Genomic DNA, 20,880 nt, shown 5'->3' with positions numbered 1-20,880 from the left:
CCACCGAGAAGGGTTGCCGACAAAGACGAGTACCCGGCACCAGTTGGCCTGCGGGCCAGCTAGTGCCGGGTACTCAGAGGTCGTGCTAAGCGATCAGACCCGCTTGCGCTTCTCACGCGGACGGACCTGAAGCTCGATCGGCGTGCCTACGAAGCCGAACTCCTCACGCAGACGACGCTCGATGAAGCGCTCGTAGCCGGCGTCCAGCTTGCCGGAGGTGAAGAGGATGAACGTCGGCGGCGCCGTCTGGGCCTGGGTGCCGAAGAGGATCTTCGGCTGCTTACCGCCGCGGACCGGGTGCGGGTGCTCCTGCACCAGACGACCCAGGAACGCGTTCAGCGCACCGGTCGAGATCCGGGTCTCCCAGCCCTCGATCGCACGGTTCAACGCCGGGACCAGACGGTCGATGTGCCAACCGGTCCGCGCCGTCAGGTTGATCCGCGGCGCCCACTGCACCTGGACCAACTCGCGATCGATCTCACGATCCAGGTAGTAGCGACGCTCGTCGTCGACGAGGTCCCACTTGTTGAAGACGATCACCAGTGCCCTGCCCGTCTCGCGCACGCTCTGCACGATCCGCAGGTCCTGCTCAGAGATCGACTGCGACGCATCGATCAAAAGCACTGCCACCTCGGCACGCTCGATCGCGCCCGCAGTACGCAGCGAGGCGTAGTACTCGTGCCCCGACGCCTCCTTGACCCGCTTACGGATACCCGCGGTGTCGATGAATCGCCAGACGTCGCCACCCAGATCGATCAGTTCATCTACCGGGTCGACGGTGGTACCGGCAACGTTGTCGACGACGACGCGCTCTTCACCGGCGAGCCGGTTGAGCAGCGACGACTTGCCTACGTTCGGCTTACCGACCAGGGCGATCCGGCGCGGGCCACCGACCTCGGTGTACGACTCCTCCGGAGTCTCCGGCAGGGCCTCCAGGACGGCGTCCAGCAGGTCGCCGGTGCCACGGCCGTGGGCCGCGGAGATCGGGTGCGGCTCGCCGAGACCAAGGTTCCAGAGACCGTAGGCCTCCCCCTCCAGGTGCTGTGCGTCCACCTTGTTGGCGGCCAGCACGACCGGCTTGCCGGCCTTGCGAAGGATCTTCACGACTGCCTCGTCGGCGTCGGTGATGCCGACGGTGGCGTCGACCACGAAGAGGACGGCGTCGGCCAGGGAGACCGCGATCTCGGCCTGGGCGCGGATCCGCTCGGCCAGACCACGCGCGTCCGGGTCCCAACCGCCGGTGTCGACCACGGTGAACGCGCGACCGTTCCACGACGCGTCATAGGAGACCCGGTCACGGGTGACGCCCGGACGGTCCTCGACGACAGCTTCGCGGCGTCCGATGATGCGGTTGACCAGCGTGGACTTCCCGACGTTGGGGCGGCCGACCACCGCCAGCACCGGCACAGGCCCGGCCGGGGCCTCGTCGGTGGAAACGTCGTACTCGCTCATCATGCTCCTCGTCCGGGCGCCCGGTCAGGATCGCCATCGGGGTGTTCGCCCTCAGGGAGAGGGCCTGGTAGCTCGCGTCCGGTCAGGACGCGCGCACGTGCTAGGCACATAGACATGTGCGCTTGCAACAACGCATTGGTGTCCTCGACTTGTTCCCGGGTCCGTGGCCACGCGACGGCCGGAACCTGGAAGGGCGTCCCGTACACCATATCGACAACCCCCGGCCGCGGTGGCAACGAGCTACCGCCAGCGCCCGGGGCGCGGGTGCCGAAGAAGATCACCGGCACCACCGGCGCACCACTGACCAGGGCCAGATAGGCAGCGCCACGATGGAACCGGTCGAGCTCCAGGTCGCCGGCCCCCCGAGTGCCCTCAGGGAAGATTCCTACTGTGCGTTGCGCCCGCAGGATCGCGACACACGACTTGATCGCGGCCGGGTCGTAGTGGAACCGATCCAACGGGACCTGACCCGACCAGGCCAAGAACCGGCCCAGCTTGCCTCGGAACATCTCGATCTTGGTGAGCGCATGGACCGGACGCGGGCTGAAGATGGCCAGCAACGGGCCATCGATCACCCCGATGTGGTTGGCGGCCAGGATCACCGCTCCGGAGGAGGGGACCTGATCGGCGCCGTGGACCCGCACCGGGTAGCGCCGTTGCACCAGCCAGCGGGCCAGGGGCCGCAAGCCGTGCAGCATGAACCGAGGCGGCAACTTCACGCCGTCGGTCCGCGGCAGGATGGCGCCAGTCAACGGCGCCACACTGCCGGAGGCGCTCATCCGATACTCTCCGCGAGAGCCACCACCTGATCGATGACCTCGTCCAACGTGTAGGGCGTGGTGTCGATGTGCTGAGCACCCTCGGGCATCGTCAGTGGCGCGGTGGCGCGGGTCGAGTCGATCTTGTCGCGGGCCAACAGCGAAGCCTCCGTCGCGGCCAGGTCGCTGCCGCCCTCCTCCAACGCCCGACGTGCGGCGCGCGCTCCGGCGTCAGCGGTCAGGTAGAGCTTGACCTCGGCCTGGGGCCAGACCACCGAACCGATATCGCGACCCTCGACGACGATCCCGCCCTCGCCGATCGCCGCGCGCTGCAGCTCCAGCAGCCGAGCTCGCACCTCAGGGACGGCGCTGACCGGGCTCACCGCGCCGGTCACGGCGCTCCCCCGGATGGCTTCGGCCACGTCGACGCCGTCGACACTGATCGTGGGCGCCTCAGGGTCGGTACCCGAGACGATGTCGGGGCGAGCTGCCGCGGCCGCCACCGCAGCAGCGTCATGCAGGTCGACGCCGTTCTCCAGCATCCACCACGTCATCGCCCGGAACATGGCACCCGTGTCCAGGTACCGCAACCCGAGCCGCTTGGCGACGCCCCGCGACGTGCTGGACTTGCCCGAACCCGAGGGTCCGTCCAGTGCGATCACGATCGAACGGGTGGCGCTGCTGGTCAAGGTTTCCTGCTTCCCTCGGGGGACGACGGTCGGCGTCAGCCTACCGAGCAACCCGCCTACGGATGAACCGACCAGCCGTGCTCGGTCAACGAAGTCACCAAGGTCTCCGCTTCACAGGCTTCGACGACGAGCTCCACCAGACCCACCGGGCGGCCGGGATCGTGGTCGATGTGGACGTCCTCGATGCTGACCCCCAGCGTGCCGACGTGCGCGAAGAGCCGTGCCAACTCGCCCGCCTGGTCAGGCAGCGAGACGAAGACCGACGCCATCGGACGAGCCACGCCACCGTGCTTAGCCGGGATCGCCGCGGTACCGGCGACGCCTTCCGCAAGCAGGCTCGCGATCGCCTCGGCATCCGCCTCCGCGACGGAACCCCGCAGCCGCTCCAGCCGCTCCTTCATCTCGTCGAGGACGGCGAGTACGGCGTCGGCGTTGGCCGTGATGATCTGCTTCCACAGGGTGGGGTCGCTCCCGGCTATCCGGGTCACGTCCCGCACGCCCTGACCAGCCAACGCGAGATGGGTGCTGGGCGCCGCGGCCAGCCGCCCGGCCACCAGCGACGACATGAGTTGAGGAAGGTGCGAGACCCGAGCGACGGCCCGGTCATGGTCGGCCGGCGACAGCTCGACCGGAACCGCGCCACAGAGTTCGATCAACTCCCGGACCAGGGCGATGGCCTCGGGGGCAGCGTCGGCGTGTGCGGTGATAGCCCACGGACGCCCTTCGAAGAGGGTCGCGGAGGCGGCCAACGGACCGGAGCGCTCACTGCCCGCCATCGGGTGCGAGCCCACGTACCGCTTCAGGTCGCCGACGCCGAGCGCGGCGAGTTGGGCGAGCGGCTGCGACTTCACGCTACCGACGTCGGTGACCACCGCAGCACTCCCGGCGAGCGCTGCTGCGATCTCGGCCCCGAGATGGTCGGGCGGCACCGCGACGACGACGAGTTGTGCAGCGGAGCCGTCGTCCGGCTTCCCCGCGCCCAGCCCGCTAGCCGTGCGGACGTGCTCCGGGGCGACGTCGCGCAGTAGCACCTCGACGCCGCGCTGCTTGCAGGCGAGCGCGACAGAGGTACCGAGCAGGCCTGTCCCGACAACGAGGACGGGACCTTTCAACTGCCCGCTCACAACTGCGCCGCGTCGAGCAGCTTGCCGAGTTCGGCGTTGGTCAGATCGCGCAGCTCGCCGACGCCGAGCCGGTCCAGCTTCACCGGGCCGAACGCGGTGCGGGTCAGCTGAAGGACCGGGTGGCCGACCTGGTCGAGCAGCCGCCGGACGATCCGGTTGCGACCCTCGTGGATGACCAGCTCGACGATGCTGCGGGCTTTGTCGCCGTGGCCGGTCGTGGAGAGGACCTTGACCCGCTGCACCTCGACCGGGCCGTCCTCCAGGGTGACGCCGGCCTTGAGCCGGTCGAGCACCGCGCGGTCGACCTTGCCCGAGACCTCGGCCACGTACGTCTTGTAGACCTCGTAGGAGGGATGCGCCATCCGGTGCGCGAACTCGCCGTCGTTGGTCAGCAGCAGAAGCCCGGTGGTGTCGGTGTCCAGACGGCCCACGTGGAAGAGCCGCTCCGGGCGATCGGCGACCAGGTCGCTGATCGTCCGGCGTCCCTGCGGGTCCGACATCGTGGAGACGACGCCACGCGGCTTGTTCAACACCAGGTAGACGTTGGGGCTGATCGGGGGCAGACGTCGGCCGTCGACCCGGATCACCGCCGTGGTCGGGTCGACCTTCGTGCCGAGCCGGGTGACGACCTCCCCGTCGACCTCGACCAGGCCGTCGAGCATCAGTTCTTCACACTTGCGTCGTGACGCGACGCCTGATTGGGCCAGCAGTTTCTGCAGCCGGATCAGGCCCTCGTCGTCGACTTCGATGCTCACGTTGGTTCTCCGTTCGGGGCGGCCTCGGTCTGGGCCGCTTCAGTGCTCTCGGTGCTGGTCGTGCTGTCCTGGCCGTGCAGGCCTGCGGCGGTCTGAGCGCCGAAGGCGGCCAGGTCCTCTTCGATCTCTTCCATGTCCGGCAGATAGGGCGCCAGTTCGGGAAGGTCGTCGAGAGAGGTGACGCCGATCCGTTCCAGGAAATAGCTGGTGGTGCGGTACAGGTTCGCACCTGTCTCGTCGTCGCTCCCGGCCTCCTCCACCAGACCGCGCCCGAGCAGGGTACGCATCACACCGTCGACGTTGACGCCTCGGATCGCCGACACCCGGGCCCGGCTGACCGGTTGCTTGTAGGCGACCACGGCCAACGTCTCCAACGCGGCCTGCGTCAGCCGTGCGGTCTGCCCTTCCAGGACGAAGGCCTCGACGACGGCCGAGTACTCCTCGCGGGTGTAGTAGCGCCAGCCGCCGGCAACGTTGCGGAGCTCGAAGCCGCGACCCGCGGCCGTGTACTCCTGAGCCAGCTCGTTCAGCGCGAACGCGACCTCGGCCGGCGGGTAGCCGACGGCAGCCGCCAGGATGAGTTCGTCCAACGGCTGGTCGGCGATCATCAGCAGCGCTTCAAGGGCGGGGCGCAACTCCACACGCTCAGGCTCGTTCTCGGGCGTGACTGCGTCGTTCACTCCAGCTCCTGTTCAGCTTCGTCCGGCGCGGCCTCGGTGGTGCCGTCGAACTCGTCGTCGATCTCGAAATCCTGCTCGCCACCGGTCCACCGGATCGTCAGCTCGCCGAGCGGCGTCACCTGGTCGAAGGTGACCGCACCTTCCCGGAAGAGCTCCAGCAATGCCAGGAACCGCGCGACAGTGGTCAAGATGTCCGGCGAGTCGCCGGAGAGGGCGCGGAAGGTGATCGTGCCTTGGCGGCGGAGCCGGTCGACCACGACCGCTGCCTGCTCCTTGACCGAGACTGCCGGCGCATGGATGTGGTGCAGGGTGAACTCCAGAACGGGCTTCGGCGTCAGCGCCTTCGCCGCCAACTGGGCGAACCGCTCCAGGCCGACCCCGATCAGTACCTCCGGCAGCAGGCTGGCGAATCGGTCCTCGAGGCCGACCGAGCGGGGGTGCCGCCGGGTCTCGTCGTCGAGGCGACGCTCGAAGACGGCGGCCACCTGCTTGAAGGCGCGGTACTGCAACAGCCGAGCGAAGAGTAGGTCCCGCGCCTCCAGCAGCGCCAGGTCCTCTTCGTCCTCGACGTCGCCCTGGGGCAACAGACGGGCTGCTTTGAGGTCGAGCAACGTGGCCGCGACCAGGAGGAACGAGGTCGTCTGCTCCAGATCCCAGACCGGTCCCCCGGCCTTGACGTGGGCGATGAACTCGTCGGTGACCTGGGAGAGCGCCACCTCGGTGATGTCGAGTTTGTGCTTGGCGATCAGGTTCAGCAGCAGGTCGAACGGCCCCTCGAAGTTGGCGAGCCGGACCGCGAAGCCGGCGCTCTGTTCGCCGCCCTCGGCGAGCTCGGGGGTCGCCTCGGTGCTCACGTCTCCCGCAGGCGCTGGACCAACGGGCTGTCCTCTCCGTGCGCCTCCAGGTCGGCCAACGCCAGCGCGATCGCCTGGCGGACCAACCGACCGCGGTCCACAGCCAGGCCGTGGGTACGGCGCAGCGACAAGCGGGCGTGCTCCAGGTCCATCAGCTCGTCCGAAGTGATGTAGACCGTCATCTTCTCGTCGTGGCGGACCCGTCCGCTGGTACGACGGGGTGCAGACTCCGCCTCGACCGCATCAGCCGACGGCGACGCAGCCGGTGCTGCGGCGGTCTTCGCGGCGCGTTTCGGTGCGGCGGCCTTGGCCGGTCGCTTGGCGGCGCGTGGCTTCGCGAGTTCGGCCTCCGGCTCCGCGATGCTCGGTTGGGCAGCGGGCGCGGTCGGCCGGAAGAGATCGTCAGCCGCGGGCAGGCTCACCCGTCTCGACACGTGCCAGCACCTCCTTGGCCAGCAGGCGGTACGACGCCGCGCCAGCGGAGCTGGAGGCGTAGCTGGTGATCGGCTCACCGGCCACAGTGGAGTCGGAGAACTTCACGGTGCGTCGGATCACGGTGTGGAAGACCTTGTCGCCCCAGGCCTGGACCAGCCGCTCCATCACCTCGCGGCTGTGCAGGGTGCGTCCGTCGAACATGGTGCCCAGCACGCCGTCGATCTCAAGGCGCGGGTTGAGCCGCTCCTGCACCTTGTCGATCGTGGTCTTCAGCAGAGCCACACCGCGCAGCGCGAAGTACTCGCACTCCAGCGGAACGATGACGCCGTCGGATGCGGTCAACGCGTTGACGGTCAACAGACCCAACGAGGGCTGGCAGTCGATCAGGATCACGTCGTACTGGTCGATCGCCGGAGCCAGCACCCGCTGCAGGGTCTGTTCGCGGGCGACCTCGTGCACCAACTGGACCTCTGCAGCGGAGAGGTCGATGTTCGACGGGAGCAGATCGACGCCCTCGACACCGGACTCGACGACAACCTCGTCGAAGGTCGTCTCGCGGTCCATCAGCAGGTTGTAGACCGAGAGCTCCATCTCGTGCGGGTTGAGCCCCAGCCCGACGGAGAGCGAGCCCTGCGGGTCGAAGTCGACCAGCAGCACCTTGCGGCCGAGCTCGGCGAGCGCCGCACCCAGGTTGATGGTCGTCGTGGTCTTGCCGACGCCACCCTTCTGGTTGCACATGGCGATCACGCGGGCCGGGCCGTGCGAGGTCAACACCCGCGGCTCGGGGATCTCCGGCATCGGCCTCCCCGTCGGTCCGATCTCGGGCTCGTGATTGGCCTGGCTCGGTACCGGGAAGGGGATGGGATCACTCACAGGGTGCTCGTCTCTCACTCATCGGATTGTCGACACGGCGACTTGTGGTCGCGTCTGCGCCTGACTGTAGGGCTCGGGGCCGACCCGGAACAAGGCGGGTGGTCCCTTTTGCGGGGAGGTGAGAGGTCAATCCCATCGCCGGAAGTCGGTGACCGTGACCACGGCCTCCCCCAACTCGTCGCTCGCGTCGAGGTCGACGACCGCCTCGATCACCCAATCCCGGTTGTCGTCCGGGTCCGCCAACGTCTGCCGGACCTGCCAGCTCCGGCCGTTCCGCTCGATATGCAGGTAGCTCGGGCCGTGGGCGTCGGCGTCGGTGCGGATCTCGTCGTGTTCGGCGTAGTAGGCCTCCAACGCGTTGTCCCACCTAGTGCGGGTCATCTCCACCTCGCGCGGCGGATCGAAGAGATCGGCGGTCGCCCGCTCGCCCCGCATCAAACCGTCGATGTCGTCACGGGCGCAGAGCTCCACCCGGCGCCACATCGCGTTACGGATCATCACGCCGAAGGCGCGCTCCCGCTCCGAGAGGGGACGCGGCGGCGGAGGCGCACCCTGCGCCGCCGCTTCGGCGACCCGATCGGGATCGGTCAACGCCTCCCACTCGTCGAGCAGGCTGGAGTCGGTCTGGCGGACGCTCTCGCCGAGCCACTCCAACAGCTCCTCGAACTGCTCGGTGCGGTGCTGCTCGGGGACCGTGTGCCGCAACGTGCGGTAGGCGTCCGTGAGGTAGCGCAGCACCAGACCCTCGCCACGGGCCAGGTCGTAGCGGCTGACGAACTCGGTGAAGCTGTAGCCCTGTTCGAACATCTCGCGGACGATCGACTTGGGTTCCAAGCCGTCCTCGGGGAGCCAGGGGTGGCGTCCACGGTAGATCTCGTAGGTGGCGCCGAGGAGTTCGGCCAACGGCTGCGGCCAGCTGATCTCCTCGAGCAGCGCCATCCGCTCCTCGTACTCGATACCGTCGGCCTTCATCTCGGCGATCGCCTCGCCCCGCGCCGCCCGCTGCTGGGCGAAGAGGATCTGGCGCGGCGAGTCGAGGACCGCCTCCATCACCGAGACCACGTCGAGGGTGTACTCGGGGCTCTCCGGATCCAGGACGTCGAGTGCCTCCAATGCGAAGTGCGCCAAGGGCTGGTTCAGCGCGAAGTCCTCGGGCAGTGCCTCGGTCAGCACGTAGCGGCGTCCGAACTCGTCGACCTCGTCGAGCCGGGCCAGGACGCCCGAGTGGACCAGCGAACGGGCGAGCCGCAGGGCACGGCGGATCAGCTTCACCCGCTGGCGCGGATCGTCGTGGTTGTCGCCGAGGAGATCACGCAGTACCGCGAAGGCGTCGGTCTCCCGGGCCACCACGTTGAGCAGCATCGCGTTGTCGACCTTCATCCGCGAGACCAACTGCTCAGGCTTGCCCTCCACCAGCTTGGTGAAGGTCTGCTCGGTCCAGACCACCGAGCCCTCCGGGGCGCGCTTCAACTGGGCCTTGCTGTTCTTCTTCGGGTTGGCGGCGTTCTTGGCTGCCGCCTTGGCCTTCGCCTTCTCGTTCTCGATCACGTGCTCAGGCGCCTGGACGACGACGTAGCCGGCCGTGTCGTAGCCGGCCCGACCAGCGCGCCCGGCGATCTGCTGGAACTCACGGGTGCGCAGGATCCGCTGTTTGCTGCCGTCGAACTTCGCGAGACCGGTGAAGAGGACGGTCCGGATCGGCACGTTGATCCCGACGCCAAGGGTGTCGGTACCGCAGACCACCTTGAGCAGACCCCGCTGGGCCAACTGCTCAACGAGACGCCGGTACTTGGGCAACATCCCCGCGTGGTGCACACCGACGCCGTTGCGCAGCAGCTTCGACAGGGTGCGTCCGAACCCCGCGCCGAACCGGAACGCCCCGATCTCCTCGGCGATCTCATCCTTCTCGCCGCGAGTGACCAGCTTCGAGGTGAGCAAGGTCTTCGCGTGCTCGACGGCGTCCTTCTGGGTGAAGTGGACGACGTAGGCGGGGACCTGCTTGGTCGCCACCAACTCGTCGAGGGTCTCGTTGAGCGGGTTCAAGGACCAGGAGAACGAGAGCGGCACCGGACGTTCGGCGTCATCGACCAGGACCGAGTCACGGCCGTTGCGCCGGGTCATGTCCTCAAGGAAGAAACTGACGTCGCCCAGGGTCGCCGACATCAGCAGGAACTGCGCCTGCGGCAAGGCGAGCAGGGGAACCTGCCAGGCCCAACCGCGGTCGAACTCGGAGTAGTAGTGGAACTCGTCCATCACCACCAGACCGACGTCGGCGTCGGCGCCCTCGCGCAGCGCGATGTTGGCCAGGATCTCCGCGGTGCAGCAGATGATGGGGGCGTCGGCGTTGACCGCCGCGTCACCGGTCAACATGCCGACGTTCTCAGCGCCGAACGCCTCGCAGAGCGCGAAGAACTTCTCGCTGACCAGCGCCTTGATCGGCGCGGTGTAGAAGCTGACCCGATCGCCACAGAGCGCGAAGTACTGCGCGGCTGTGGCCACCATCGACTTGCCGGAGCCCGTCGGCGTCGCCAGGATCACGTTGTTGCCGCTGAGCAGCTCGATGATCGCCTCGTCCTGGTGCGGATAGAGGCTCAGGCCCTGATCTGCGGCCCAACTCGCGAACTCGCTGTAGACGGTGTCCGGGTCGGTGCCCAGGATGCGTTGACCAAGATTCTTCATCGGCGTGCCCTCGGATGCGCGGTGGCGAACACTTCGCGCAGGTTGTCGACGGTGACCAGGGTGTAGACCTGGGTGGTGGTGACCGAGGCATGGCCCAGTAGTTCCTGGACCACCCGGACGTCGGCACCGCCGTCGAGGAGATGGGTTGCGAACGAGTGCCGCAGGGTGTGGGGAGAAACGTCTCGGGTGACGCCGGCGCGATCGGCGCTCTTGACCAGGACGGTCCAGGCGCTCTGCCGCGAAAGCCGGCCGCCTCGCGCGTTGAGGAAGAGGGCGCCGCCGGGCGTCTTCACCGTGACCAACTCCGGGCGGGAGCTGGTCAGATAGGCGGCAACAGCGTCACGGGCGTAGGAGCCGATCGGCACCAGACGCTCCTTGCCGCCCTTGCCATGCAGCTTGACCGTACCGTGCTCCAGATCGATGTCGTCGACGTCGAGTCCGACTGCCTCGGAGATCCGAGCCCCGGTGCCGTAGAGCAACTCCAGCAGCGCGCGGTCCCGCCGTGACAGCAGCGTCTCCGGTGACCCGGCCGCCTCCAGGATCGCCTCGACGTCGGAGAGCGGCAACGCCTTCGGGAGCCGTTTCGCCGGCGTCGGCGGCTTCACCGCTGTCGCGGGGTCGTGCTCGGTGATCCCTTCCCGGACAGCGAACTTGTGCCACCCGCGCACGGCGACCACCGTCCGCGCCGCCGACGTCGAGCCGAGTGGCGGGTGGTCGGCGTCTCCTTCGCGCAGGCGCATCAGGAAAGCGGCGACGAGCTGCTCCCCCACTCCGGCCAACGACTCGACTCCGTGCTCGATCAGGAACGCCTGATAGCGCCGCAGGTCGCGCCGATAGGAGGTCAGTGTGTTGTCGGCCAGGCCCCGCTCGACGCTGAGATGGTCGAGATAGGTCCGGAGTTGGCGGGTCAGCGGCGACAGGGTGCTCAGGGCTCAGCCCTCGGTAGCTCGCGCGCGGCGCGCAGCGATCGTGAGCACGGCCAGCGCAACGGGGCCATCGGTGATGCGGCCGGCCAGTACGCCGTCGAGCAGCTCGGCGTAGGGAACCCAGAGGGTCTCCATGTCCGCCTCCTCATGATGCATCTCGAAGTCACCGCGGGAGGCTTCCGAGAGCCCCTCGGCGAGGTAGATGTGGTGTTGTTCGGCGGAGATGCCGGGGCTGGACCAGACCGAGATCAGGTGGCTCCAACGCTCAGCCTTCAACTCCGCCTCTTCACGGAGCTCACGGATCGCGACCTCGAGGGGATCCTCGCCCGCGATGTCGCAGACGCCGGCTGGGAACTCGACGAACCGCATCTGCGCCGGGTGCCGGTACTGCCTCAGGCAGAGGATGTTGTCGTCGGCATCCACCGCGACTGCCACAGCCGCTCCCGGGTGCTCGACGACGAGACGACGGAAGGAGCCGGCGTCGGGTTCGTGCGGCGACCGGATCTGGTCGGAACGGAAGGCGACGACCCAGTCGTCACGGTGTAGATCGGTACGCGACTCGACCGGCCAGGACTCGGGGACGTCACGCAACATCGACATGGCACGAACCTACCGGTGACCGCCGACTGTTCGGGCGGCGGTCACCAGTACCGGGTTCAGTCCTGCTCGTCGTTGTCGGGACGGTGCAGCCCCGACTCGTCCAACGGGAAGCGGAGCTCGCGCTGCCGCTCGATCGCTGCCGCGATCAGCCCGGCGAAGAGCGGGTGCGGCCGGGTCGGGCGCGACTTGAGCTCCGGGTGCGCCTGCGTGGAGACGTAGTACGGGTGCACGTCGGCCGGAAGCTCGACGAACTCCACCAGCCCGTTGTCCGGATTGGTGCCGGAGAAGACCAGACCGGCCTGCTCCAAGCGCTCGCGGTAGAGGTCGTTGAACTCGTAGCGGTGACGGTGACGCTCCGAGACGGTGGTCGCGCCGCCGTACGCCTTGCTGGCCACCGAACCGGCGACCAGGGTCGCGTTCTGAGCACCGAGACGCATCGTGCCGCCCAGGTCGCCTGCGCCCTCGACGAACTTCTTCTGCTCCTCGATCGTCGAGATCACCGGCTCGGCCGTGGTCGGGTCGAACTCGGTCGAACCTGCCTTCTCGATCCCGGCGACGTTGCGCGCGTACTCGATGACCATGCACTGCAGGCCCAGGCAGAGACCCAGCGTCGGGATCTGGTGGGTCCGGGTGTACTCCAGCGCACCGAGCTTGCCTTCGATGCCGCGGATACCGAAGCCGCCGGGCACGCAGACCGCGTCGACGTCGGCCAGGGCACGGGCGGCACCCGCCGGGGTCTCGCAGTCGTCGGACTGGATCCAGCGGAGCTTGACCTTGGCCTCGTTGGCGAAACCGCCCGCCCGCAGCGCCTCGGCGACCGAGAGGTAGGCGTCGGGAAGGTCGATGTACTTGCCGACCAGACCGATGGTGACCTCTTCCTTCGGGTGGTGGACCCGGCGGAGCAGGTCGTCCCAGGTCGTCCAGTCCACGTCACGGAAGGGCAGGTCGAGGCGACGGACTAGGTAGGCGTCCAGGCCTTCGCGGTGCAGCACCTTGGGGATGTCGTAGATCGACGGGGCGTCGGCGCAGTTGATCACGGCCTCGACGTCGACGTCGCACATCAGCGCGATCTTCTTCTTGATGCTCTCGGGCAGCTCGCGGTCGGAACGGCAGACGATGGCGTCCGGGAGCAGACCCACCTGACGCAGCGCGGCGACCGAGTGCTGGGTCGGCTTGGTCTTCAGCTCACCCGACGGGCCGATGTAGGGCACCAGCGAGACGTGGATGAAGAAGCAGTTGTCCCGGCCGATCTCGTGGCGCACCTGACGGGCAGCCTCCAGGAACGGCAGCGACTCGATGTCACCGACGGTGCCACCGACCTCGGTGATCACGACGTCGATATCCTCGCCGCCCATGGCGAGGATCCGGTCCTTGATCTCGTTGGTGATGTGCGGGATCACCTGGACGGTGTCGCCGAGGTAGTCGCCCCGACGCTCCTTCGCGATCACGGTCGAGTAGACCTGACCGGTGGTCACGTTCGCGATCTGGTTGAGATCGGTGTCCAGGAAGCGCTCGTAGTGACCGATGTCGAGGTCGGTCTCGGCGCCGTCCTCGGTGACGAAGACCTCACCGTGCTGGAACGGGTTCATCGTGCCGGGGTCGACGTTGAGGTACGGGTCGAGCTTCTGCATGGTGACCCGCATCCCGCGGGACTTCAGCAAGCTACCCAGGCTGGAGGCGGTCAGCCCCTTGCCGAGGGAGGAGGCGACTCCTCCAGTAACGAAGACGTGCTTGGTCGGCACAGTGCCCAAGGCTAACTCCCGTGGTCAGACGTTCAATTCGAAGCAGGTCCGCTACGGGATTCCAGTCTACCAACGAATCCCGAAGACGCCGACATCGCGTCGGCGACGCGCCGAATGTACCCGCTAGGAAGCACCGGTACCGATCGCCTCCTGGGCACTCGCCAACAGTTCGCGGGCGTGGGCGAGCGCGGTGTCGGACTCCTCCTGACCGGCCAGCATCCGGGAGAGTTCGCGGACTCGCTCCTCAGCACCGAGCCGGCTCAACCCCGACGTGGTCACGGTGCCGTCGCTGCTCTTGGCCACCACCACATGGTGATGCGCGAACGCGGCTACCTGGGGCAGGTGCGTGACCACCAGCACCTGTGCGGACCGCGCGAGCTGGGCGAGACGACGTCCGACCTCGACCGCCGCCTTGCCGCCCACGCCGGCGTCCACCTCGTCGAACACGAAGGTCGGGACCGGGCTGGTCCCGGCAAGCGCGACCTCCAGGGCGAGCATCACCCGGGACAGCTCACCGCCGGAAGCACCCTTGTTCAAGGGACGCGGCTCGGAGCCGGTGTTGGCGGCCAGCAGCAGCTCCACGTCGTCCGTGCCGTGGGCGTGGTAGCGGACCCAGCCATCTGCCAGCCGCAGCGGAGCTCCTGCCACCGAGTCGTCGTCAGGTGCCGGCACGCTGAACGGGGTCAACGCGACCGAGAGCTGGGCGTGCGGCATCGCGAGCAGGGTGAGCTCGTCGCTGACCTGCTTGCCCAGCCTGACCGCGAGCGCAGCGCGGGCTGCCGAGAGCGCCTGTGCCGCCTCAGCGGCCTGCGCGCGGAGTTCGGACCGCTCGGCCCGCAGCGTCTCGATCCGCTCGTCGGTGCCGTCGAGGTCGAGGAGTCGGGTTGCCGACCGTTGCGACCAGGCAAGCACCTCGTCGAGGGTCTCGCCGTACTTACGGGTCAGCGCGCTGAGCGCAGCACGGCGCTCCGACACGACGGCCAGGCGAGCCGGGTCGGTGTCGATCCCGCTGGCGTAGGACGCGACGTCTGCTGCGGTGTCGGTCAACAGGTAGCTGACCTCGGCGAGCCGGTCGGCCAGAGCCGCTACCTGCGGGTCGTGGTCACGGACGCCGTCCAGCAGTCGCCGCGCGGCCGAGACCGCTCCCAGGGCGTCCGGGGACTCCTGCTCGGAGGAGAGCGCTTCGCGGGCCTGCTCGGCGGCGGTCCGCAATGTGTCGGCGTAGCCCAGCCGAGACTCCTCAGCAGCCAGGTCGACGTCCTCACCACTCACCGGCGAGACAGCCTCGATCTCGTTGAGACCGAACCTGAGCAGGTCCGCCTCCTGCGCCCGCTCCCGTGCCGTGCGGACGACGTCGTCCAACTCGGTCTCGGTAGCACGCAACTGCTCGTAGACGCTCTGCCAACGACTGAGGAGCTTGGCGATCTTGGCTCCGCCGAAACGGTCCAGCGCCTCGCGCTGGGCGGAGGGTCGCAGCAACCGGTGCTGGTCGGACTGTCCGTGGACGGCGACCAGGGGCTCGGCGACCTCGCCGAGTTGAGCGATCGGTACCGCCGCCCCTCCGACGAAGGCGCGCGAACGGCCCTCTGCAGCGATGTTGCGGGCCAGCAGGACGCGATCGTCCTCGACCTCTCCCCCGGCCTCTTCGACGGCGTCGCGGAAGGCGGGCAGCGCGGAGGCGGCGACGACACCCTCCACCCGCGCGCTCTTGGCACCGGTACGGACAGCACCGGAGTCGGCGCGACCACCGAGCAGCAGGCCGAGCGCGGTGACCACCATCGTCTTACCGGCACCGGTCTCACCAGTGATCACGGTCAGACCGGGGCCAAGCTCCAGCGTGCTCGCGGCGATCACCCCGAGCGAGGAGATCCGGATCTCTTCAATCATGCGCCACCTGCTCGTCGACGTCGCTCGCTGGCACCCCGCCAGCCCTCGACCGAGAGCCCGAACTTGGCCACCAGCCGATCGGTGAACGGGGCTTCGTGGAGTCGGGCCAGCCGGACCGGCTCCTTGCCGCGGCGTACCTCGATCCGGGCACCGGGCGGCAGGTCGAAGGTGCGCCGGCCATCGCACCAGAGCACGCCCATCCCCTCGGTACCCGCCAACACTTCGACGGCGAGGGTCGAGGTCGGGGCGACCACCAACGGGCGCGCGAAGAGGGCGTGGGCGCTGAGCGGCACCATCAGCAGCGCCTCGACTCCGGGCCATACGACCGGACCACCAGCGCTGAAGTTGTAGGCAGTGGAACCGGTCGGGGTGGCGCAGACGACGCCGTCGCAGCTCCACCGGGAGAGCGGACGACCATCGATCTCGACGACCAGCTCGAGCATCCGCTCCCGGGCTGCCTTCTCGACACTCGCCTCGTTCAGCGCGAAGGTGCTGGCGACCAGCTCTTTGCCCTGGTAGATCGAGACGTCGACGGTGAGCCGGTCCTCGGGCGTCCAGGCCCGATCGACGATCGCCCGGATCGTGTCTTCCACGGCGTCGGACTCGGCCTCGGCGAGGAACCCGACGTGGCCCAGATTGACGCCGAGCAGCGGCGTACCGTCGCCGTGGGTCAGCTCGGCGGCCCGCAGAATGGTGCCGTCGCCACCGATCACGACGACCAGTTCACAGCCGCGCGCGTGGACCGTGTCGTTGTCGACGATCTCGACGACAGGAGCTTCGGCAGAGGCGCTGAGACCGAGCACGATCGCCTCGGACTCCATCAGCCGCACGACCAGGCCGTGGTCGGTCAGGGCCTTACACATCTCACGGGCGACCTCGCAGGCGTCTTCACGACCGGTATGGGTCAGCAGCAACACGCGACGGGGCTCACTCACGGCTGCACCTTCTCATCTTCGCCCGCGGCTTGCTCGGCTTCGGCCTCGACAGGCACGACTCCCCGCTCGACCTCGGCGCGGATCTCCGCTTCACCGATCGTGGCCTCACCACGCTTCAACCAGAGAAAGAACTCGACGTTGCCCGAGGGACCAGGCAACTGGCTGGTCGAGACGGCACGTGCGCCCCAGCCACGCGCTGCAGCGGCATCGGCGATCGACTGCACCGCTTCGGCTCTCAGGGCCAGGTCGCGGACCACGCCGCCCTTGCCGACGCGGTCTTTGCCGACCTCGAACTGGGGCTTCACCATCAGGGCAAGGTCCGCGTCGTCGTTGACGACGCTCAGGATCGGCTCCAAGACGAGGAGAAGGGAGATGAAGGAGAGGTCGCCGACCACGACGTCGACCCGGCCATCGATCAACTCGGGGGTGAGTTCACGGATGTTGGTGCGGTCGTGGACCCGGACCTTCGGGTCCTGACGGATCTGCCATGCCAACTGTCCATAGCCGACATCGACGGCGACCACCTCGGCAGCTCCGGCCCGGAGAAGGACGTCGGTGAAGCCACCCGTCGATGCCCCGGCGTCGAGGCAGCGCCGTCCGGATACGGAGAAGCCCTGAGGCCCGAAGGCCGCCAACGCGCCGGCCAGCTTGTGGCCGCCGCGCGACACGTAGTCAGGGGTGTCTGAGTCCTCCCGGACGACGATCGCGACATCCGTGGTGACCCCGGTGGCGGGTTTGAGTGCGAGCGCACCGTTGACGGTGACCCGCCGGGCTGCGATCAGTTCGGAGGCGTGCTCACGGGAACGGGCGAGCTTGCGCCGTACCAGCTCTGCATCGAGCCGTAGGCGTCGTGGCGGCACTGAAATCTCTCCTAGGAACGCGGCGCGTCCAGCGCGCTACGCAGCTGCTCGTGAGCCTTTTCGAAGACTGCCACGTGGTCGGCGAGTGGCAGGGAATCGACCTGTTCGGTGGCCGCAAGGGTGGCGGCCACCAGCTCCTGCGGGCTCGCTGGGTCGACGGTCTCGTTCATGGCGCCACCGTACCGCGACCCTCCGACGCCAGGGCACCGAGCCGCGCGGGAGCCTGGTCACCTTCACGATGCGGGACCGGTTCGAAGAGCGCGCCCAGATCGGTGCCGACGAAGGTCGGGCGTTGCGACTGGGGAGCAGCCGCAACGGCGTCCAGATCGTCGACCCCGGTCAACACGAGCAGAGAGTCCAGACCAGCCGCCCGGGCTCCGGCGATGTCGGTGTCCAACCGGTCACCGATCATCAGCGCCCGCGCTCCCGGGAAGCGCCGCAGCGCCTCGTCGAAGAGCGGACGGTCCGGCTTGCCGGCCACCGACGGCGTCACCCCGGTGAACCTGCTCAACAGCTCCACCAATGCGCCGTGCCCAGGCGCAAGACCGCGCTCGGTGGGAAAGGAGCCATCAGTGTTCGCGGCGACCCACGGCAGCCCGGCGTTGATCAGGATCGCCCCATCGATCGCCCGTTGCCAGGGCATCTGCGGCCCGAAGCCGCTGACGACGGCCTGGGGTGCGGCGTCGGGGTCGGTGACCGGTGTGAGTCCGACCTCCAGGCAGGCAGCGCGTAGACCTTCGCCGCCGAGCAGGAAGACCGGTGCCCCTGCGGGGAGGCGAGCAGCCAACAGACCCGCTGCGGCCTGCGCCGAGGTGACCACGTCACCCGCCCCGGTGACGATCCCCAATTCGGTGAGGTGCTGCGCCACCTGCTCGGGAGTACGGGCTGCGTTGTTGGTGACGAACAGAAGCTCGGCGCCCGCGTCACGGGCACGGAGCAGCTGGTCAGGTGCCCCTGGCACCGCCTCTGGACCCCGATAGACGACCCCGTCGAGGTCGAGCAACAACAGGTCATACCGTTCGATCAGCGAACAGGCTGAGTCACTCACCACACCACTCCTTCTGCACCGCCGGTGCGTCGGTCAGCCCAGCACTTTACGAAGCCACCTAGGCTCTGCCCAATGGACCAGGCATCGGTGGCGGCGTTCGCCTTGCAGCCCTTCCGGGCGCTGCGGCTCACCGACAGCCATGTCGGAGACCCCACGGCGGCGAGGGTCATCTCCCGACCCTATCGGTCGGTGCCGGGCCGACTCTTGGAGTGGCGACGACGCCGCCACCTGCAGATCGATCCCGAACCGTCGATCTACCTCCACGAGTACACCTCGGCAGGCGTCACGGTGCGTGGCCTGGTCGGGCTCATCGACCTGGCGCAGGTCCGCCACAGCGTCTTCGCCCATGAAGGTACCTACGCACCTCAGGTCAACCAGTTGGCGGACCGGATGTCAGCGATGAGCCTCAACCCCGCACCGATCCTTCTCATGCATGCCGGTGAGCCCGAGCTACGAGCCATCCTCGATACCACCGCGGCCCGGCCCCCGGACCTGGTCTACACCGACCGTTCCGACCAGGTGCAGCGGATCTGGCGGATCACCTCCCCCACCCTGCTCAGCGAGCTCAACGCCCGACTCAGCGGCACACAGACGGTGATCGCCGACGGGCACCACCGGTACCAGGCCGCCCAGCAACTCGCTCAGCGATGCCCCGGAACCGATTGGGCGAGCACCCTGGTGATGCTGGTCGACCAACACGACACGCCCTTGCAACTGAGCGCTATCCACCGGACCGTGCCGCGACTGACCCTGGACGCGGTCCGGGCCGCGCTGAAGCCCGGACAATCCTTCGTCAGCCAGCCGAACAGCCATGCGGCGCTGGCCCACCTGGACCATGCACTGGTTCTCCATGACGGGACGAACTGGGCGACTCTGGAGTCGAAGAACGGCCACGACCTGCTCGTCCGTTGGCTGCATGAGGAGTTGATACCTGCGTGGGGTGCCGGGGAGGCCAAGATCGCCTTCCACCACTCGGCGGGCGAAGCGATCAGCAGGGTAGGCCACGGCGTGACGGTGCTCCTACCCGCACCCCGCTTCACCCAGGTCGCGGCCTCCGCAACCTCGGGGCTGCTGCTCCCGGCCAAGGCGACTTCGTTCCAGCCGAAGCCCAACCTCGGCGTACTGATGCGCCAACTCGACGTCGACTGACACCGTCACCGACAGTGGCCGGACCGAACGTGACTAGGTCGAACCAGGCTGAAATCAGCAATGACCCTGGGCATCGTCTCCGAAACCCAGGGCCACAAGCTGAGGAATCAGCCGAGTTCGACCTCGATGCGCGACGCGCGAGCGCCGGCGTCGGTGATCTCGTCACCGTCAATCGCCTCGGTGCGGTGGAACCACTCCAACGCATCCGCCGGCCGACCGGCCGCAAGAAGTGCATCGGCGTAGGCGTAGCGCAGACGAACCACCCACGACGAACGCGACTTCGAGTTCAACGGCGCGGCCTCCAAGGTGCGCAACGCGGCATCGAACTGCCCCATGTCCTGACGGGCGCCCGCCTCCACGATCGTCATCTCGGCCTTAGCCTCAGACGAGAAGTTTGCGACGGACGGCAGCTTCGCCAGTTCGAGAGCCCGCTCCGGACGCCCCAGCGCCCGCTCGCAGTCGGCCATGATCGGCAGGTAGGCGGTAGCACCGTTCATCCGCTTCGCGGCGCGGAGCTCAGAGAGCGCCTCTGCGTACTCGCCAGCAGCGTAGGCCGCTTCGCCACAGGCTTCACGGACGACCGCGAGCCGAGCAGCACGGGCGCGCGCCGCGAGCGTGTGCTCATAGGCGGTCTTCGGGTCGGAGTCGATGACCAGGCCGGCCGCAACCAGGTGACGTGCGACGCGCTGGGCCAGCTTCTCCGGCAGCGCCTTCAGTTGCGCCAGCACCTGATGGTCAAGCTCACGCCCGGTGATCTCCTCGGGGATCGGCGGACCGTCGTAACGTGCCTGCGATTCCGAGCGAGGCAACTGCTCGTCGCGAGGACGGGACCAGTCGTTCTTACGACCGGGACGGTCTCCCCCTCCGCGACGCTGGTCGCCGTCGCGGCGGTCGTTGGAGCGACCACCGAACTTGCCGCCGTCCGAACGGCTCCCGCTGCTCGACTTGCCGACGTAGGGACGTCCACTGCTGGAACCTTCCCCGCCGGAACGACCACTACCGGAGCGCTCGCCGTAGGGCTTCGAACCACTGGACCGCTCGCCGTACGGCTTACCGCTGCCGGAACGCTCACCACTCGGCTTCCCATACGACTTGCCGCCGCTGGAACGCTCACCGGACGGCTTGCCCCCGTAGGGCTTGCCGCCGTCCTTGTTACCGCGGTAGCCACGGCTGTCGTCGGAACCGCCGGATCGACCCCGAGGGGCACCTCCGCGGGACGAACCACCGCTACCACCGGACCGGCCGCCGTTGCCGCCACGCGACGAAGAGCCGCTGCGATCGTTACCCGGACGCTGACTGTTGCCCATACCGGGCATCCTTTCACCTCACGCTCGAAATGCAACAGCGGGCCGCCCACAAGGAGCGACCCGCTGCTAATTATTGTCCGGCGGCGTCCTACTCTCCCACAACCTCTCGGTTGCAGTACCATCGGCG

Annotated in this window: 20 protein-coding genes; 1 reads left to right on the top strand and 19 read right to left on the bottom strand. The window is 68.3% G+C overall.

From position 1 onward, the window contains the following. Window positions 1-93: 93 nt before the first annotated feature. The 18 genes from der to ACLM5J_RS18110 form a co-directional block, all read right to left on the bottom strand. Complete coding sequence (gene der, locus ACLM5J_RS18195) at window positions 94-1,452, bottom strand: ribosome biogenesis GTPase Der (protein WP_413657986.1); 1,359 nt, start codon at window positions 1,450-1,452, stop codon at window positions 94-96. Further along, window positions 1,452-2,231 (bottom strand): lysophospholipid acyltransferase family protein, encoded by a 780-nt coding sequence (locus ACLM5J_RS18190; protein ID WP_413657984.1) that lies wholly within the window; start codon window positions 2,229-2,231, stop codon window positions 1,452-1,454. Before ACLM5J_RS18190 ends, der begins: the two co-directional genes overlap by 1 nt. After that, entirely contained in the window at window positions 2,228-2,899 is a 672-nt protein-coding gene (gene cmk / locus ACLM5J_RS18185) for a (d)CMP kinase (protein ID WP_413657982.1), read from the bottom strand. The genes ACLM5J_RS18190 and cmk overlap by 4 nt, the downstream gene beginning before the upstream one ends. A 56-nt stretch (window positions 2,900-2,955) precedes the next feature. Beyond that, complete coding sequence (locus ACLM5J_RS18180; protein WP_413657980.1) at window positions 2,956-4,011, bottom strand: prephenate dehydrogenase; 1,056 nt, start codon at window positions 4,009-4,011, stop codon at window positions 2,956-2,958. 8 nt (window positions 4,012-4,019) lie between these two features. Then, window positions 4,020-4,778, bottom strand: coding sequence for a pseudouridine synthase (locus ACLM5J_RS18175; protein WP_413657978.1), 759 nt, complete (start codon window positions 4,776-4,778; stop codon window positions 4,020-4,022). Further along, window positions 4,775-5,386, bottom strand: coding sequence for an SMC-Scp complex subunit ScpB (scpB, locus tag ACLM5J_RS18170; RefSeq protein WP_413658093.1), 612 nt, complete (start codon window positions 5,384-5,386; stop codon window positions 4,775-4,777). The genes ACLM5J_RS18175 and scpB overlap by 4 nt, the downstream gene beginning before the upstream one ends. A gap of 68 nt (window positions 5,387-5,454) precedes the next feature. Further along, entirely contained in the window at window positions 5,455-6,312 is an 858-nt protein-coding gene (locus ACLM5J_RS18165) for a segregation and condensation protein A (RefSeq protein ID WP_413657976.1), read from the bottom strand. After that, on the bottom strand, window positions 6,309-6,746 hold the full coding sequence (locus tag ACLM5J_RS18160) for a hypothetical protein (protein WP_413657974.1): 438 nt from the start codon (window positions 6,744-6,746) through the stop codon (window positions 6,309-6,311). Before ACLM5J_RS18160 ends, ACLM5J_RS18165 begins: the two co-directional genes overlap by 4 nt. Continuing rightward, the gene (locus tag ACLM5J_RS18155; protein WP_413657972.1) at window positions 6,715-7,620 is read right to left on the bottom strand and encodes a ParA family protein; all 906 of its coding nucleotides are present in this window, start codon (window positions 7,618-7,620) and stop codon (window positions 6,715-6,717) included. The genes ACLM5J_RS18160 and ACLM5J_RS18155 overlap by 32 nt, the downstream gene beginning before the upstream one ends. A 126-nt stretch (window positions 7,621-7,746) precedes the next feature. Continuing rightward, on the bottom strand, window positions 7,747-10,299 hold the full coding sequence (locus ACLM5J_RS18150; protein ID WP_413657970.1) for a DEAD/DEAH box helicase: 2,553 nt from the start codon (window positions 10,297-10,299) through the stop codon (window positions 7,747-7,749). Then, window positions 10,296-11,219, bottom strand: coding sequence for a site-specific tyrosine recombinase XerD (gene xerD / locus ACLM5J_RS18145; RefSeq protein ID WP_413658092.1), 924 nt, complete (start codon window positions 11,217-11,219; stop codon window positions 10,296-10,298). The genes ACLM5J_RS18150 and xerD overlap by 4 nt, the downstream gene beginning before the upstream one ends. Before the next feature lie 12 nt (window positions 11,220-11,231). Then, complete coding sequence (locus ACLM5J_RS18140) at window positions 11,232-11,825, bottom strand: NUDIX domain-containing protein (RefSeq protein ID WP_413657968.1); 594 nt, start codon at window positions 11,823-11,825, stop codon at window positions 11,232-11,234. A 56-nt stretch (window positions 11,826-11,881) separates the two neighbouring features. Beyond that, window positions 11,882-13,576: a CTP synthase gene (locus ACLM5J_RS18135; RefSeq protein ID WP_413657966.1), complete on the bottom strand. Its 1,695-nt coding sequence runs from the start codon at window positions 13,574-13,576 to the stop codon at window positions 11,882-11,884. A gap of 114 nt (window positions 13,577-13,690) precedes the next feature. Beyond that, the gene (gene recN / locus ACLM5J_RS18130; protein ID WP_413657964.1) at window positions 13,691-15,454 is read right to left on the bottom strand and encodes a DNA repair protein RecN; all 1,764 of its coding nucleotides are present in this window, start codon (window positions 15,452-15,454) and stop codon (window positions 13,691-13,693) included. Continuing rightward, the gene (locus tag ACLM5J_RS18125) at window positions 15,451-16,389 is read right to left on the bottom strand and encodes an NAD kinase (protein WP_413657962.1); all 939 of its coding nucleotides are present in this window, start codon (window positions 16,387-16,389) and stop codon (window positions 15,451-15,453) included. The genes recN and ACLM5J_RS18125 overlap by 4 nt, the downstream gene beginning before the upstream one ends. Beyond that, window positions 16,386-17,249 carry a TlyA family RNA methyltransferase gene (locus ACLM5J_RS18120; RefSeq protein WP_413657960.1) on the bottom strand — a complete coding sequence of 288 codons (864 nt, stop codon included), beginning with the start codon at window positions 17,247-17,249 and terminating at the stop codon, window positions 16,386-16,388. The genes ACLM5J_RS18125 and ACLM5J_RS18120 overlap by 4 nt, the downstream gene beginning before the upstream one ends. 11 nt (window positions 17,250-17,260) lie before the next feature. Beyond that, window positions 17,261-17,419, bottom strand: a complete 159-nt coding sequence (locus ACLM5J_RS18115; RefSeq protein WP_413657958.1) for a hypothetical protein — start codon at window positions 17,417-17,419, stop codon at window positions 17,261-17,263. Then, window positions 17,416-18,297, bottom strand: a complete 882-nt coding sequence (locus ACLM5J_RS18110) for an HAD-IIA family hydrolase (RefSeq protein ID WP_413657956.1) — start codon at window positions 18,295-18,297, stop codon at window positions 17,416-17,418. The genes ACLM5J_RS18115 and ACLM5J_RS18110 overlap by 4 nt, the downstream gene beginning before the upstream one ends. A gap of 72 nt (window positions 18,298-18,369) precedes the next feature. Here ACLM5J_RS18110 and ACLM5J_RS18105 point away from each other — a divergent pair, with 72 nt between their 5' ends. Continuing rightward, entirely contained in the window at window positions 18,370-19,446 is a 1,077-nt protein-coding gene (locus ACLM5J_RS18105) for a DUF1015 family protein (protein WP_413657954.1), read from the top strand. A gap of 107 nt (window positions 19,447-19,553) precedes the next feature. Here ACLM5J_RS18105 and ACLM5J_RS18100 read toward each other — a convergent pair whose 3' ends face one another. Continuing rightward, window positions 19,554-20,753, bottom strand: a complete 1,200-nt coding sequence (locus ACLM5J_RS18100) for a tetratricopeptide repeat protein (protein ID WP_413657952.1) — start codon at window positions 20,751-20,753, stop codon at window positions 19,554-19,556. Window positions 20,754-20,880: the final 127 nt, after the last annotated feature.

It is taken from the genome of Nocardioides sp. Bht2 (assembly GCF_047308515.1).
GTDB lineage: Bacteria > Actinomycetota > Actinomycetes > Propionibacteriales > Nocardioidaceae > Nocardioides.
The sequence above is the reverse complement of the archived record's forward strand: the minus strand, read 5'-3'. Positions and strand labels throughout refer to the sequence as shown.

Excerpts from the sequence above, each read along its gene's own strand:
- der (WP_413657986.1), bottom strand. The coding sequence starts at position 1,452 with ATGAGCGAGTACGACGTTTCCACCGACGAGGCCCCGGCCGGGCCTGTG.
- ACLM5J_RS18190 (WP_413657984.1), bottom strand. The coding sequence starts at position 2,231 with ATGAGCGCCTCCGGCAGTGTGGCGCCGTTGACTGGCGCCATCCTGCCG.
- scpB (WP_413658093.1), bottom strand. The coding sequence starts at position 5,386 with ATGATCGCCGACCAGCCGTTGGACGAACTCATCCTGGCGGCTGCCGTC.
- ACLM5J_RS18150 (WP_413657970.1), bottom strand. The coding sequence starts at position 10,299 with ATGAAGAATCTTGGTCAACGCATCCTGGGCACCGACCCGGACACCGTC.
- ACLM5J_RS18140 (WP_413657968.1), bottom strand. The coding sequence starts at position 11,825 with ATGTCGATGTTGCGTGACGTCCCCGAGTCCTGGCCGGTCGAGTCGCGT.
- recN (WP_413657964.1), bottom strand. The coding sequence starts at position 15,454 with ATGATTGAAGAGATCCGGATCTCCTCGCTCGGGGTGATCGCCGCGAGC.
- ACLM5J_RS18115 (WP_413657958.1), bottom strand. The coding sequence starts at position 17,419 with ATGAACGAGACCGTCGACCCAGCGAGCCCGCAGGAGCTGGTGGCCGCC.
- ACLM5J_RS18105 (WP_413657954.1), top strand. The coding sequence starts at position 18,370 with ATGGACCAGGCATCGGTGGCGGCGTTCGCCTTGCAGCCCTTCCGGGCG.
- ACLM5J_RS18100 (WP_413657952.1), bottom strand. The coding sequence starts at position 20,753 with ATGGGCAACAGTCAGCGTCCGGGTAACGATCGCAGCGGCTCTTCGTCG.